Annotated in this window: 9 protein-coding genes and 1 other RNA gene; 7 read left to right on the top strand and 3 right to left on the bottom strand. The window is 42.4% G+C overall.

Going from position 1 to position 15,664, the window contains the following annotated elements; all coding sequences use genetic code 11:
• Nucleotides 1-141 precede the first annotated feature (141 nt).
• Nucleotides 142-2,172 carry an FAD-dependent oxidoreductase gene (locus VB740_RS12850; RefSeq protein WP_323200382.1) on the bottom strand — a complete coding sequence of 677 codons (2,031 nt, stop codon included), beginning with the start codon at nucleotides 2,170-2,172 and terminating at the stop codon, nucleotides 142-144.
• A 214-nt stretch (nucleotides 2,173-2,386) separates the two neighbouring features.
• On the bottom strand, nucleotides 2,387-2,710 hold the full coding sequence (locus VB740_RS12845; RefSeq protein ID WP_323200381.1) for a hypothetical protein: 324 nt from the start codon (nucleotides 2,708-2,710) through the stop codon (nucleotides 2,387-2,389).
• A 764-nt stretch (nucleotides 2,711-3,474) separates the two neighbouring features.
• Here VB740_RS12845 and VB740_RS12840 point away from each other — a divergent pair.
• The 7 genes from VB740_RS12840 to VB740_RS12810 all read left to right on the top strand — a co-directional run bounded on the left by VB740_RS12840 (nucleotide 3,475) and on the right by VB740_RS12810 (nucleotide 15,321).
• On the top strand, nucleotides 3,475-3,966 hold the full coding sequence (locus tag VB740_RS12840) for a pentapeptide repeat-containing protein (RefSeq protein ID WP_323200385.1): 492 nt from the start codon (nucleotides 3,475-3,477) through the stop codon (nucleotides 3,964-3,966).
• The gene (locus VB740_RS12835; RefSeq protein WP_323200384.1) at nucleotides 3,963-5,129 is read left to right on the top strand and encodes a 5-(carboxyamino)imidazole ribonucleotide synthase; all 1,167 of its coding nucleotides are present in this window, start codon (nucleotides 3,963-3,965) and stop codon (nucleotides 5,127-5,129) included. The genes VB740_RS12840 and VB740_RS12835 overlap by 4 nt, the downstream gene beginning before the upstream one ends.
• 60 nt (nucleotides 5,130-5,189) lie before the next feature.
• Nucleotides 5,190-5,373, top strand: a non-coding RNA gene (gene ssrS / locus VB740_RS12830) — 6S RNA.
• 136 nt (nucleotides 5,374-5,509) lie between these two features.
• Nucleotides 5,510-11,386 (top strand): AAA family ATPase, encoded by a 5,877-nt coding sequence (locus VB740_RS12825; RefSeq protein ID WP_323200380.1) that lies wholly within the window; start codon nucleotides 5,510-5,512, stop codon nucleotides 11,384-11,386.
• A gap of 167 nt (nucleotides 11,387-11,553) precedes the next feature.
• The gene (locus tag VB740_RS12820) at nucleotides 11,554-12,819 is read left to right on the top strand and encodes a pitrilysin family protein (protein WP_323200379.1); all 1,266 of its coding nucleotides are present in this window, start codon (nucleotides 11,554-11,556) and stop codon (nucleotides 12,817-12,819) included.
• 94 nt (nucleotides 12,820-12,913) lie between these two features.
• The gene (locus tag VB740_RS12815) at nucleotides 12,914-14,185 is read left to right on the top strand and encodes a pitrilysin family protein (RefSeq protein ID WP_323200383.1); all 1,272 of its coding nucleotides are present in this window, start codon (nucleotides 12,914-12,916) and stop codon (nucleotides 14,183-14,185) included.
• Nucleotides 14,186-14,274: 89 nt separating this feature from the next.
• Nucleotides 14,275-15,321: a peptidoglycan-binding domain-containing protein gene (locus VB740_RS12810; protein WP_323200378.1), complete on the top strand. Its 1,047-nt coding sequence runs from the start codon at nucleotides 14,275-14,277 to the stop codon at nucleotides 15,319-15,321.
• Between the two features lie 122 nt (nucleotides 15,322-15,443).
• Here VB740_RS12810 and VB740_RS12805 read toward each other — a convergent pair.
• Nucleotides 15,444-15,664 (bottom strand): hypothetical protein (locus VB740_RS12805; RefSeq protein ID WP_323200376.1); only part of this gene is annotated, 221 nt, incomplete at its 5' end.

The following is a 15,664-nucleotide window of genomic DNA, read 5'->3' as shown; positions in this document are numbered from 1 at the left end:
CTTCTTGCATAAGTCGGGAAAAGGGGAAGGGGAAAAAGTTCTGTATTGTCCCCTTGCCCTTTAACCTTTACCCTTTTCCCCTCTTGCAAAAAGCACTTTTGCAAAAGGTCTAATGACCAATGACTAATGACCAATGACTATCTACCGCCAATTATCCCAGTTTTCGTTAAAAATGGATGTGTCGGGGAAGGCTGTGGGGTTGCCATTTTTTTGCAAAAGCCGTTTGAGCGCTTCTAGTTGTGGCTCTTGTTTGGGTAAGTCATCGACTAGTTGGTAGGGTGCGATCGCATTTTTGATGGCAAAACTAGCAACAGTTCCCGCAGCCGCGCCAGCCGACCATTCAAAGGAATGGACTCGATAGGCAGCAGCGGCAATATGACTAGTACCAATGCTTTTGCCTCCTACCAGCAAATTATCAATTTTCTGGGGAATCATTGCCCTCAGAGCGATTTGAAAGGGATAAGCTTGACCAGCACCACGCCTTTCACCTGGACGTTCTGTATTACCAGGGGCTTCTGGGGGACTATTCACCATGCAAGGATGAAAATCTATTGCGTAGTGACCAATACCCACAGAATCAGGAAAGATGGTAGAACGACTCCGCCGCATTGCTTTGTCTGGTGAAATCCCACCGCTAATTACAGATGTGGCTTCCAATCCTGATAATGCGGCTTTTAACTGCCGATACATATCTGCTGGCAGAGTTTTGCGATAATATTCGTCATTATAATTTCGGCGAGAAATATCAATTTCCCAAATAGTAAAGCCTCCAGGTTGTCCCCAACTGGGACGCCCAATAATGCGGCGTCCTTCTCGCATATAAGGATATTTTGATAAGCCATGCACCGTTCCCATTGGGGAATTTAACCCGGAAACAAAGCGGTTATTAGTTCGCTGCTGCTTTACACCCTCCCCCAGTTGGGAATCTGTAGTTCCAGCTACCAACCAGTAATAGAAAGAGATGGCATTTTCTTCACCTTTGCGGAGAGTTTCTGTTCGCAGTCCTCCCATCCATCCTCCTGGTTGTAACTGCCCAGTCCCTTGTAACTGTTGGCGGCTGTAAACTAAGTTATCCTTGGCTGTTCCGGGGCGGTAGTCGTTACCCCAAGTCCAGTTTTGCATGGAGATATCCCCTGGTGTCGCGGCAGTAAAACTTACACCGCCGAATTTTGTAGGTGTTCCTTTTTTTGGACTCCAAATGCGACGATAGGTGAAAACTAAGTCAAAGTTAGCCAGTCGCGCTAATTCATAGCTGAAATATGGTGCGTATTGTAAATAAAATGGAGGCATCGTCTGCGGTTGCGGTTCCTTGGTTGCCTCCATTGCAAAGGTGTAGGTAAAACCTTGAGGGCAATAAGGATCGTTGTTGGCGGTGGAAGCCGAAGGTTCCAGGTAGGAAATGGCATCAATGCCTAATCGGTAGGGAACATCAGCAAGGGCAATAATTTCTCCAGTTTCACTGGCGTCTACAACATACCACTTAGGAGCATTCCCTTTCGCTTCCTTAGGGAGGAAACGGAGAATAGTTTTGGTAAATCGAGATGAGTTTTCGTAGCGATAAGCATCTTCAATAACTTGAGATAAAGTAAAAGTATTGAGAGGTGGTGCGCCTTTTGGTGGTTGATGTTGGATAGCGATCGCACTATTAATTATTTTGCCATCAGCAGCAACTTCTAAGTCCTTAATTACTGTGTTGGGAAACCATTGCAACTTCCCTTTACCTTGCTTTTCGGCATCTTTGAGCATCTGAACCAAAATGGTGTGAGCATCGCGGGGAAGAAAGCAGGAGTCACTTACCCAACAGTCACCGGGGTTAAGTTCACCGTATTTACGCTTAATCCGGTTTCGCAATTCCAGATAGCCGCGAGAATAGAATTTCAGAGCTCGCTGAGTTGGGCGTTCGTCTAACGCAGATGTCCCTTGAGCCGAAATTTGGCCTCCTAGCCAGTCAGTAATTTCCGTGAGACAAACCGTTCGTCCTGCTAGCAACCCCTCGTAAGCTGTGGCAACACCAGATAGTCCACCACCTACAACTAAAATCTCGCAATTGACGCTTTTATCAGGGGTTCTCGGTACTGTGGCGATCGCTCCATTAAATGCAACTAAGGTAGATATGAAATTGAGACTGATCAGCGATGCCAAGCTATAAGCTAGTTTGTGTCTGAGCTTCATCGTTAAAAAACCACTCCAAATCCTGTGTCACCTTGTAGAAGGTAGCATCCAGGAAATGATTATCACAAGTAAAAGTAAATATATTGAAATACAATTTTTACACTTAGAATACTGAGTGTATAGGCTAAACTTACCCTAAAGTTATTAAATTAAAAACTGCTCTTGTCTACTTTCAGCAAGAGCAGTTTTTAATAGCGAAGCCCAAAAAAAGAATTTAGGCATCTTCAAGTTCAAATTGAGCCACCGTAACTGCATTAAAAGCGAAAGCCAAAACTAATGGCATCGGCGACTGGAACCAGAAGGTAAAAAGAACAGCTAGAATTGTGCCGATTACTGCGGACATTGACCACAATCGTTCTTCAAAAGTCAATCCCTTCTCGGCTTTAATCACTCTGAGAACGTGAACTGGAATTGGTTCCGGCATTACCCCACCCGGAGGGAAAGCCCAGAAGTTGTTACGTCGCTCGACAAATAAATCTGTCCAGCCATTTTCTTGGCACCATGCCTCAATCCATTGAAGTGAGTAATGATTCATCATCGGGTTTCGGAGTTCGGTTTGTAGAAGTTGCGTACTTGGTGAATGTAAACTCTTAGAGATTCCTGAAGAACTAACTAATCGCTATAAAATTAACGCTAATTATCCAACTTTTAAGCTTTGTCAAGCAGTTGAGACGCATATAATTACGCCCAAACCTTGCTTTCATTAATTAAAAGACTAACAGTTCATAGGGACTGTTTACTTGAAAAGACAATAAACTTTACTTGAAACATTAAAAGTCAAGAATTGTAAATAAGGCAGTAAGTATTACTGCTTAACAAAACTCTTGATATCCTAAAATCAAAATTTACAAATGAATAATTGTGAACAAATTAACAAGCTTAGGCGTTGCTTTATCCAGCTAAACTATTCCTTTAGAATTAGGAATTTGACTTCATAAAGAGAGATATATCCTGTTCTATACTAAGTTTTTTGCAGGTTGCTTAGTATTAGTATTAACTTAAATCTAGTAATTCGCATCAGCATTTGGTAATAAGTTGATTGATAGATTTAAGTGCGATCGCTTTGCCAACGCCAAAGGCGAATGCTTCTAGATTGCTGTTCTCTATCCAAAGTTACAGGCATAATTTTGCTCAAGGTGAGAAGCATTTGCCCTTTTTGCGTTACAAAATATTAAGCAAGGGAAATACACATCCCCTAAGTCCAGTAACAAGGCTGCGAGTCTCAATTATGATGATCCAGCCTTGCTAATATTCAAATGTGGTAATTAAATGCAGCGATTAAACACCAAATTGACTCTCAATATGTTTTGGCGGCAAGGGTTGGCGTTCCTTCTAGGAATAATTATATGGTGCGTGGCTGATCCCGCACTGGCCGTAGACTGGACTCATCCGCTTTCATTTAGCAATGCAGAATTGTCAAGACGTGATTTTTCTGGTGACAGCTTGCAAGCTGCGGAGTTTTCTAACGCCAATATGGAACTGGCTAACTTTTCTAATGCTGACTTGCGGGGAGCAGTTATGAGTGCTTCGGTAATGACTAATGCAAATCTCCACGGAGCAGATTTAACTAATGCAATGGTTGATCAGGTAAACTTGACTAAGGCGGATTTGAGCGATGCAGTTTTCAAAGAAGCTCTTTTGCTCCGCGCCATATTTAATGATGTGAATATAGACGGTGCAGATTTTACAGATGCAATTTTGGATAGAGTGCAAATCAAAGAACTGTGCGGTAAAGCCAGTGGTGTGAATTCCAAAACAGGCGTGCAAACTCGTGATTCTCTAGGATGTCAATGAAACGTGTTGGTGTAATTGGTGGCGGACAGCTTGCCTGGATGATGGCGGATGCAGCACAGAAGCTAGGTGTAGAATTGGTAGTACAAACTCCTAGTGAACATGACCCGGCCGTGTCAATAGCGAAAGAAACTGTTTTCGCGCCAGTTGATGACGCAACTGCTACGGAAATATTAGCTAACAAATGCGATATTATCACCTTTGAAAACGAATTTGTTAACCTGCAAGCTTTATCTGTTTTAACACAGCAAGGCGTTTGTTTTCGCCCCAGATTAGAAGCTTTAGCTCCTCTTTTAGATAAATATCATCAGCGTTGCTATTTACGCGACTTGGGCTTACCAGTTCCTCAATTTTTCGCCCTTGACGAGGTGGAAAATCTCAAATCAAAAATAGAATATCTAGGTTTTCCAGCAGTTCTGAAATCCCGCCGCCACGGTTACGATGGTCAAGGTACTTTTATAATTCAGGATTTCGCTACTTTAGAGCAAAAGCTAAGTTATGAAACCACAACAAAAAGTTTAAACCAATCACTTTTTTTGTTAGAAGAATTTGTCCCCTTTGAAAGAGAACTGGCAATAATTGCAGCTCGTTCGGTAGAGGGAGAAATTGTAACTTATCCAGTGGTGGAAACCCAACAAGAACAACAAGTGTGTCGGCGGGTGATTGCGCCAGCCCAGATTACGCCTAATCAAGTAGCAGAAATCCAAGCGATCGCACATACTTTATTAAATAGCTTACAAGTAGTGGGAATTTTTGGAATTGAGCTATTTCTGGGTGCTGATGGCAAAATCCTGGTAAATGAAATTGCGCCTCGTACCCACAATTCTGGGCATTTTTCTATTGACGCCTGTGAAACTTCGCAGTTTGAGCAGCACCTGAGAGCAGTTTGTGGTTTACCTTTAGGGAATCCGGCTTTGCAGTGCGCTGGCGCTGTAATGGTGAACCTACTGGGGTATGAAAATTCTCACAGCGACTACCAAAGCCAGCGTCAACAAATAGCAGAAATTCCCCAGGCGCACGTTCACTGGTATGGGAAGACAGAATCACGTCCTGGGCGGAAGTTGGGACATGTTACCGTTTTGCTGGATAATCACGATACAGAATCGGCAGGTGCATACGCCAACAATATCGCCCACAGCATAGAATCTATCTGGTATCCCAGGTAAATAGATCGGAAAGTTTCGATATTGAACACACAACATCTTTTGAAAAGCTATAATGAGTGAGTTGCACTACGACGTTGGTGACTGCCATCAAGTTTTTTGATCTATGCCTTTAATGACAAGGGAGTCAACTGTTCTCGTGGCAGTATACCGGGCATGTACCCGGAAACTTTAAACGAGGAATTTAGGTTCCCACCTGGATAAACCCAGGTCATAAACTTAGGTAAAACGGCGTCGCGGTGAACTTAAAATTATTTGCCCCCAAAGTCAGTTAGAATTTGGGGGCTTTAATTATTTAAATCAGTTTAAAATAAGCGAACTGACAGTAAAGATTGGGATGTTTTTGGGAAACCTAGATACTGAGGTTTCAAGAATTAAGCCCTATGGTCAGCATTTCCGGATATCAAGTTAGCAAAGAACTCTACAACGGTTCTCGAACCTTGGTTTATCGAGCTAATCGAGAAACTGACCAAAAATCTGTAGTGATTAAGCTGATGAAAACTGCTTATCCCAGCTTCAGCGAGTTGGTACAGTTTCGCAACCAGTTCACCATCGCCAAAAATTTGAATCTACCTGGAATCATCCAAACCTATAGTCTGGAACCCTATCAGAATGGCTATGTGTTAGTGATGGAAGACTTTGGGGGAATTTCTCTTAAAGAATGGGGAGTAGGGAGTAGGGAGTGGGGAGTGGGGGGAAGCGTAGAATCTCTGATGGAGTTTTTACGAATTGCGATCGCACTGTGCAATACATTAGATATTCTAATTCGTTATCGGATCATTCACAAAGATATTAAACCTGCCAATATTTTAATTCATCCAGAAACTAAAGAAGTTAAGTTAATTGACTTTAGTATTGCATCTTTGTTGCCACGAGAAACTCAAAGCCTCATGAGTCTTAATGTCCTAGAAGGGACACTAGGCTATTTGTCTCCAGAGCAAACCGGACGAATGAATCGGGGGATTGATTACCGGACTGATTTTTATTCTCTGGGTGTAACTTTTTACGAATTACTAACAGGGCAATTACCATTTCAATCGCACGATCCGATGGAATTGGTACATTGTCATATTGCCAAACTTCCGCTTTTAGTACATGAGATTAATCCCCAAATTGCGCCTGTACTCTCATCGATTGTGAATAAACTGATGGCGAAAAATGCCGAAGACCGCTATCAGAGCGCATTGGGGCTGAAATATGATTTAGAAAATTGCTTACATCAACTCAAAGAAACGGGGGAAATTGCAAGTTTTCCGATTGCTCAACGGGATGTGTGCGATCGCTTTATTATCCCAGAAAAACTCTATGGTCGTGAGGCTGAAGTTGAAACTCTGCTCAAAGCCTTTGACCGCGTTACCAACAATCAGACAGAACTAATGCTGGTGGCTGGTTTTTCTGGCATTGGTAAAACTGCTTTGGTCAACGAGGTTCACAAACCCATTGTCCGGCAGAGGGGGTACTTTATTAAAGGGAAATATGACCAATTTAATCGTAATATTCCCTTTTCCGCTTTTGTGCAGGCATTTCGAGACTTAATGGGACAATTGCTCAGTGAAAGTGATGTTCAATTGTCAATTTGGAAAAATAAAATTTTACAAGTGCTGGGCGATGAGGGACAAGTTATTCTTGAGGTAATTCCCGAACTAGAACAAATTATTGGTCAACAACTACCTGCAACAGAACTTTCACCAAGTGCAGCCCAGAATCGCTTTAATTTACTTTTCCAAAAATTCATTCAGGTATTCACCACAAAAGAACATCCACTAGTAATTTTCCTTGATGATTTGCAGTGGGCTGATTCTGCATCACTCAAATTGATGCAGCTGCTGATGAGCGAGTCAGGAAGTGGATCTTTACTTTTAATTGGAGCTTATCGAGACAATGAAGTATCTACCGCACATCCGTTAATGTTGACTTTAACGGATATTGGCAAAGCAAATGCCACGATTCACAGCATTACTTTAGCCCCACTTACTAAAGCCAGTTTAAATCAATTGGTGGTTGATACCTTGACTTGTTCAGATAAAATTGCCCAACCACTAACTCGACTCGTATATCAAAAAACTCAAGGAAATCCATTTTTTGTAACACAATTTCTCAAAGTATTGTATGAAGATGGACTGATTACTTTTAATTTTGCTCAAGGACATTGGCAATGTGATATTGCTGCCGTGAAATCTCTGGCTCTCACCGATGATGTGGTAGAGTTCGTAGCATTACAATTGCAGAAGTTGCCAGCAGCAACGCAAAATGTGTTGAAATTAGCCGCGTGTATTGGCAACTCTTTTGATTTGCTAACCTTAGCAATTGTTTCTGAACAATCTGAAACCGAAACGGCAACATCTTTATGGCAAGCTTTGCAAGAAGGGTTAGTTTTACCTACTAGTGAAGTTTATAAATTCTTTCAAGATAATGGGCATGATTCTGGCTCAAATCCTTTAAATTCCAATTTCCAACTCCCTATCTACAAATTTTTACATGACCGTGTGCAGCAAGCTGCCTATTCGCTAATTCCAAATGAACAGAAACAATTTACGCATCTTAAAATTGGTCAATTACTCTTGCAAAATACCTCTGAGTCTCAGCAAGAAGAGCGAATTTTTGAGATTGTCAGTCAGTTAAATCGAGGAATATTGCTAATCACCCAACCGGCTGAACGTCAAAAATTAGCTCAGTTAAATCTGAATGCTGGTCGAAAAGCGAAAGAATCTACCGCTTATGGTGCTGCAATTCATTACTTATATTCTGGAATGCAGCTGCTAGCGATTAATAGTTGGGAAATTGCCTACGAATTGACTCGAAGTTTATACGAAGAAGCCGCCGAAGCTGCCTTTCTCAACAATGAATTTGAGCAGATGGAATCTCTTATCCAGGTCGTCATCGAAAAAACAACCACCTTACTGGATAGAGTAAAAGTTTATGAAGTGCAACTCCAAGCTTATCAGGTGCGGAATCAATCATTCAAAGCGATCGCAATTGGGCGTGAACTTCTGGCTCAACTTGGGGTAACATTACCTGAATCAGTAACACCTCCAGACATTCAGCAATCTGTAGTCAACACGCTCTCCACCTTGGCTGGCAGAAGTATTCAGGGCTTAGTTGATTTGCCATTGATGAATGATCCCAAAGCTTTGGTTGCTTTGCGGATTATGGCTAGCATCGCTCCCGCCATCCATCAGGCTGCGCCTTATCTGTTCCCAATTATTGCCTGCGAAGAGGTGAATGTATCTCTTGAATATGGCAATGCACCACTTTCTGCACCCGGATATGCAGATTTTGGAATTGTACTTAATATTTGTAATCAAATCGAGTCAGGCTACGAATTTGGCAAACTAGCTTTAATGCTTGTGGATAGATTTCAAGCAAAATCTGTTCAAAGCATGACTCTATTTAAAGTGGCTGCATTGAATCAATATAATAAACAACATATTCACACCTCAATTAGTTTATTACAGGAATCTCATACTTTTGGATTAGATACAGGCGACTTTTTTCATGTGCTGGCATCAATGATTTTCAAGTTATTCTATGTCTATTTAAGTGGCACAGAAGTTTTGGAAATTCTCTTAGCAGATATCAAAGCCTACGAGTCTAATTATGCCCAAAATCAGCGCTTATTAAATTGGTCGAATATAATCTATCAAAGCATTAATAATTTAACCGTATATAGTGATAATCCGGAGCATTTAATTGGTGAAGATTATCAAGATGAACAACTATTGTCTGCGCTCATTAAAGAAAATGACGAATTAACACTCCATGTATTTTTCCTAAGTAAATTAACACTCAGTTATTTGTTTGAGAATTTTCCGGCGGCAGTTGAAAATGGAAATCAGGGAGAGCAATACCTCAACGGTGGCGCAGGAATGCTATCTGTGCCTGTTTTCTACTATTACGATTCTTTATCTCGACTGGCTGTCTATCCAACGGCTGAACCGTCTCAACAAGAGCAATTACTTTTAAAGGTTGGCGAAAATCAGGAAAAATTGCAGTTTCGAGCCAAATTTGCACCGATGAATTTCCAGCACAAATTTGATTTAGTGGAAGCAGAACGGCATCGGGTTCTGGGCGAAAAAATGGCAGCAATGGAACTGTACGATCGCGCCATAACTCTAGCGAAAGAAAACGAATACATCCAAGAAGAAGCTTTGAGCAATGAGCTAGCTGCCAAGTTCTACCTCGACTGGGGCAAAGAAAAAATCGCTCAAGCTTATATGCAAGAAGCTTATTACTGCTATGCCCGTTGGGGCGCTAAAGCCAAAACTGAGGATTTAGAAAAACACTATCCTCAACTTCTTGCTTCCATCTTACAAGCGCAACTTAATCACTTTCAACTGAGTTCAACCGTCGATGGGTCATCATTCCCACATCAAACTATCCACACAAACCTTTCTAGCAGCAGTATTTCTGAAGCCCTCGATTTTGCCACCATCTTTAAAGTCTCACAAGCTCTCTCCAGTGAAATTCAATTAGAGCAATTGCTCACTACCCTCTTGCAAGTGGTGATGGAAAATGCTGGAGCGAAAAAAGCTGCCCTACTTGTACTCGAACAGGGCAACTTAATGGTTAAAGCTGTAGCCACCATCAATGAAGGGGTGACTCTAGTATCTGTACCATTGTCAAGCAGCCAAAACATTCCGATCGCATTGGTAAACTATGTCAAACACAGCTTAAAAACTGTAGTGCTGGATGATGCAACAGTAAAAAACGATTTTATTACTGACCAATATTTGATGCAGCAACAACCCAAAAGTGTGTTGTGTACGCCGATTTTGCGTCATGGTCAATTAATCGGGTTACTATATCTGGAAAATAAGTTGACGATTGGGGCATTTACAAGCGATCGCACCGAAATTATCCAACTACTATGCGCTCAAGCCGCCATTTCTCTAGAAAATGCCCGTCTTTATCAAGAATCTCAAAATTATGCCCATCAATTAGAGCGATCGCTCGCTCAACTTCGTGCTAGCGAAGCCCGCTTCCAGAAACTCGCTGATAATATTCCTGGGGCAATTTACCAACTACGTTTAAATGCTGACGGTTCAGCTTCAATGCCCTACGTCAGTTCTGGCTGCTACAACCTTTATCAGGTGACAGCAGAGGAAATAATGACAGGAACGCAGAATCTTCGTTCTATGGAACATCCAGATGATTTTGCCAGCATTCAGCAGGCGATGAGCTACTCTGCTGAAAATATCACACCATTTCGACACGAATGGCGAATTATCACATCTTCAGGAACCATAAAATGGCTTCAAGGTGCATCTCAACCAGAGCGACAAGCTGATGGCTCGATTATATGGGATGGCGTAATCATAGATATTAGCGAACGCAAACTTGCTGAAGCCGCACTACAAGAGTCTGAAGCTGATTTACGGCACAAATCTCACGATTTAGAAGAAGCGCTGCAAAATTTCCAACAAGCCCAATTACAAATGGTGCAAAATGAAAAAATGGCAACCTTGGGTAATTTGGTTGCTGGGGTGGCACATGAAATTAATAACCCGATTGGATTTCTCAAAGGCAGCCTTAACAATGCCGAAGATTATATTCAAGACTTACTCGCCCATATCCAATGCTACCAACAACATCATCCCAATCCGGCGATCGCAGTCATTGAGCATGGCGAAGAAATTGACCTAGAATTCCTGACTGAGGACTTACCAAAGCTAGTAGGCTCAATGAAGGTAGCTTCAGAAAGGATCAAAGATATTAGCATCAGTCTCCGTACCTTCTCCAGGGCCGATACAACCGAAAAAGTTGCTTGTAACCTCCATGAAGGGATTGAGAGTACCCTGTTAATTTTGAAGTATCGCCTCAAAGCTAACGAAAAACGTCCAGCAATTGAAGTTATCACTGAATACGGAAAATTACCACCAGTTAAGTGCTTTTTAGGACAGTTAAATCAAGTATTCATGAACATCCTCGCTAACGCAATTGATGCCTTAGATACATCCATTGAGGGGCGTTCTTTTGCCCAAATGCAAGCCGATCGTCAGCAAATACTGATTCACACCGAAGTATCCAGTGAGCAAAACATGGTGATAATTCGCATCAAAGATAACGGTCATGGGATGCCAGAGGAGATTAGAGCAAGGATCTTTGACCACCTATTTACAACGAAAGAGGTTGGGAAAGGAACAGGATTAGGACTCGCGATCGCTCGTCAAATTGTCGAAGAAACCCATAATGGGCGGTTGATCTGCAATTCTGTGCTTGGCGAAGGAACAGAATTTGTCATTGAGATTCCAGTCTTTTAACTAATTTGCAATTTTCCTTTCAATGCATAACGCTTCTAATTTTTCGGTAATCTGGAGAACAGGAACAGCATAATTCTACTAAATCTGTATAACTTGATTCTAAATGAGGTAGCGTTCAGAGTTAAGATTACAAAATCGCATTAAATTGTGGTTAAAACTACAAAAAATTGTTAAAACAACTAACTAATACCGTATTTCCAGCCTCGATCTTCCGACTAGAGAGTGGTTTAACTTTTATTCATCAAGAAATTCCCACTACTCCTGTAGTTGTGGCTGATGTTTGGGTACGTGCTGGAGCCAGCTTAGAGCCAAAACCGTGGTTTGGCATGGCGCACTTTTTAGAACACATGATTTTTAAAGGTACGGCGACGCTACCCCCTGGAATGTTCGATTCCAAAGTTGAAAACCGGGGTGGCGTCAGTAATGCAGCGACAAGCTATGATTATGCTCATTATTCACTCACCACAGCTGCTCCTTATTTAAAAGATACTCTGCCCTACTTGGGAGAACTACTACTCAATGCGGCAATTCCAGAAGATGAATTTAGCCGAGAACGGGATGTAGTGCTAGAAGAAATTCGCTCTTGTCAAGACGATTCCGACTGGATAGGATTTCAAGCTTTAATTCAAAGCATCTATCCGCATCACCCTTATGGACGTTCGGTGTTGGGCACTGAGCAAGAACTGATGCAGCAATCGCCAGAAGCAATGCGCTGTTTTCATCACGCCCACTATCAGCCGGAAAATATGACGGTGGTAATTGCCGGGGGTATAGCCCAGCAACCAGCTTGGGACATGGTAAATCATTCCTTTGCTGATTTTGCCGAACGCTCTAATTGTCCGCAATTTGAGAAAGTGGCAAAGCCAGTAATAACAGGAATTCACCGTCAAGAACTATGTTTACCACGCATAGAGCAAGCGCGATTGTTAATGGCGTGGCTGGTACCTGGAGTAGAAGATATCCGTACTAGCTATGGTTTAGATTTGTTGTCGGTGTTATTGGCAGAAGGGCGGACTTCACGTTTAGTGCGCGATTTGCGAGAAGATTTGCAGTTGGTACAAGGAATTTGCAGTAGTTTTTCTCTACAACGAGAATCGAGTTTATTTACAATTACTGCTTGGTTAGAACCAGAAAATCTTGAGGAAGTTGAGTCCTTAATTTGCGCTCATCTAGATGATTTGCAGACTACAGGAATTAGTGAACAGGAACTTGCTCGTACACGCAGGCTGCTATGTAATGAATATGCGTTTTCTACCGAAACGCCAAATCAACTTACAGGGCTTTATGGATATTACAATACCATCGCCCAAGCTGAATTAGCTGTGACATATCCCCAGCAGATTCAGTCTTTTAATGCCCAAGAATTGCAAAAATTAGCTAAACAGTATCTATCGCCGGAGAATTATGCGGTTACTGTACTTAAACCATGTTAGTCATTAGTTATTAGTCATTAGTCATTAGCAAAAGACAAATGACAAAAGATAAGTGACAAAGGACAAATGACAAATGACAAATGACAAAGGACAAATGACAACCTTGCTGCAAAAATCACCTATCCATCGCACCGTATTAAATAATGGCATTGTCGTCCTAGTGGCAGAAAATCCGGCCGCGGACATTATTGCAGCAAGAATCTTTGTGCGTGCCGGTAGTTGTAACGAAAACCGGGAACAAGCAGGGTTAGCACATTTGTTATCAGCAGTGATGACAAAGGGATGTGATGGACTTTCTAGCTTGGAAATTGCAGAAAAAGTGGAGTCTGTAGGGGCGAGTTTGAGTGCGGATGCTGGCACTGATTATTTTTTGCTATCTTTCAAAACGGTAACATCCGATTTTAGGGAAATTTTAACATTGGCAGGACGGATTTTGCGATCGCCTACTTTTCCCGAAACTCAAGTGGAATTAGAACGGCGTTTAGCACTCCAGGATATTCGTTCCCAAAAAGAACAACCGTTCAATGTCGCCTTTGAACAAATGCGGCAGGTAATGTACCAAAATCATCCCTATGCTACATCAGTGCTGGGAGATGAAACCACTATGAGTAGCTTAACTCGTGCAGATTTAGTGGAATATCACCAAACTTATTTCCGTCCAGATAATGTAGTAATTAGTATTGCCGGTAGAGTCACACCCACAGATGCAGCAGCGTTGGTGGAAGAAGTTTTTGGTGATTGGCAAGCACCAGTCCAAGCCCTACCAATACTGAATTTACCTGAGATTAAGGTGGAACCACAGGTAAGGGTTAAGCCGGTACAGACACAACAATCAATCGTGATGCTTGGGTATTTGGGAACATCGGTGAGTTCTGTTGACTACGCCGCCCTAAAGTTGCTGTGTACCTACTTGGGAAATGGGCTTTCTAGCCGCTTGTTTGTCGAATTACGGGAAAAACGCGGTTTAGCTTATGAAGTATCCGCCTTTTACTCCACAAGGCTATTTCCAGCCTCATTTGTAGTTTATATGGGTACAGCACCAGAAAATACCAGCATCGCCCTAGAAGGACTACGTACAGAAGTAGATTTATTGTCTACCGCCGAAATATCCGAAAGCGCACTCCAAGCCGCTAAAAACAAGATCCTGGGACAGTACGCCTTGGGTAAACAAACGAACGGGCAAATTGCTCAGATATACGGCTGGTATGAAATTTTGGGCTTAGGAATTGATTTTGACACAAAATTTCAAGAATTGATTGCGGCTGTTACTGCCAAGGATGCAATTGCATCAGCTTGTAAGTATTTAAAAGAGCCTTACTTGTCTTTGGTTGGTCAAGAAGAAGCAATTAATGGAGCGATCGCTTAACTGAGAATGTGCAATCGTAAAATATAGCAGCTGTTTTTTAGACAAAGCGGCTGTACCATTAGCATGAGAATATTCTGGGAGTGAATTCCATGCAAAGCAGCCTGACAGCAAGTATTTTGAGTTACTTAAAATTACTAGACCCAACTGTAAATCGCTGTAGAATGGAAAAACGGCCAAAGGGTTGGTGGGCAAAGAGGTCTAAATCTTTATTAGCCATTGAAATACTCTTGTTCTCCACTACGCCTCTGCTGATTACCTCAACGGCTGTAGTATCAATAGCAGCGCCACAAAAAATTGCCCAAGTAAATCCTGGAGACAGCATCAACCGCCCTATCCTCAAAGTTGGTAGCCAAGGCGAACGCGTATCTGAACTTCAAGCAGCTCTAAAACTTTTGGGTTTTTATTCTGGTGCCGTAGATGGTACATATAGTGAGAATACGGCAAATGCTGTTGCCCGTTTTAAACAAGCCGCTGGCTTGAATCCAGATGGCATTGTGGATGCCAGCACTTGGCAACGACTTTTTCCTAATCAAGCAGTAGCAGTATCAACCATCCCTTCATCCCAGCCAAGATTTAACTCAGCTACGAATTTTCCTGTTCCAACCCAGGCTAGCAACCTCACCAATGTTACAAATCCCACCCCCCCCAGACAAGCTGTAACACAAGTTCCGACTAAACCCGAACCAAGACCTACTACCACAAGACAAGCTGCGACTAGCCCTAGACCAAAACCTACCCCAAAAAAAGCTGTAAGACCAGTTGCTAACAGCCCTGAGCCAAGACCTGCTACCCCAAGAAAAACTACGACTTCAAGCACACAAAAAACGCCGAATCGCACTACATCAACTACACGGACTGGGCAAACTGCTCGAACTCAGTCAAACACAACAACTAAGCGAACCCCTGGTATTCAATACACCTCAGAAGGATTGCCAATTTTGCGTATAGGATTACGTGGTTCTGAAGTTGTTAAGTTGCAACAACAACTGAAAAAGCTTGGTTTCTTGAAAGGTAATGCCGATGGAGACTTTGGCGAGACAACCGAAGCAGCTGTGAAAGCTGCACAAAAGCGCTATGGTTTAGAACCTGACGGTGTAGTTGGTGGCTCTACCTGGGAGGTTCTTTTGCGGCGTTAGGCTTATCTCTACTCTTAAAGCTTTGAATAGGGTATGAAAGTTAATGTTTTAAAAATCTAAAATTTAGATTCTTAGCGCCTTGGGTCGGTAGTCGCTCATGGGAAAACCGTAGACGCTCTCTACTAGACGCTACGCATAGCTCGTTTCCCCTTAGGAGTACGGGCGCTCCTATGGCGGGTGTCTCCTCTTCTCTGCGTTCCCTGCGGGACGCTTTGCTTCCTCGGAGGGGTAGGTGCGGCGTGTCGCAGACAGATGCGGAGCGTACCGTAGGCAAGTGGTACGGCAAGACTCAATACTTCTCGGTTAAGGGGAAAAGGGGAAAGGGAAAAAGGGAAAGAAAAAA

The organism is Nostoc sp. UHCC 0251, assembly GCF_034932245.1.
Taxonomy (GTDB): domain Bacteria; phylum Cyanobacteriota; class Cyanobacteriia; order Cyanobacteriales; family Nostocaceae; genus Nostoc.
This window is presented reverse-complemented; position numbering and strand designations above follow the sequence as displayed.

Excerpts from the sequence above, each read along its gene's own strand:
- VB740_RS12825 (WP_323200380.1), top strand. The coding sequence starts at position 5,510 with ATGGTCAGCATTTCCGGATATCAAGTTAGCAAAGAACTCTACAACGGT.
- VB740_RS12810 (WP_323200378.1), top strand. The coding sequence starts at position 14,275 with ATGCAAAGCAGCCTGACAGCAAGTATTTTGAGTTACTTAAAATTACTA.
- VB740_RS12845 (WP_323200381.1), bottom strand. The coding sequence starts at position 2,710 with ATGATGAATCATTACTCACTTCAATGGATTGAGGCATGGTGCCAAGAA.
- VB740_RS12815 (WP_323200383.1), top strand. The coding sequence starts at position 12,914 with ATGACAACCTTGCTGCAAAAATCACCTATCCATCGCACCGTATTAAAT.
- VB740_RS12840 (WP_323200385.1), top strand. The coding sequence starts at position 3,475 with ATGTTTTGGCGGCAAGGGTTGGCGTTCCTTCTAGGAATAATTATATGG.
- VB740_RS12835 (WP_323200384.1), top strand. The coding sequence starts at position 3,963 with ATGAAACGTGTTGGTGTAATTGGTGGCGGACAGCTTGCCTGGATGATG.
- VB740_RS12850 (WP_323200382.1), bottom strand. The coding sequence starts at position 2,172 with ATGAAGCTCAGACACAAACTAGCTTATAGCTTGGCATCGCTGATCAGT.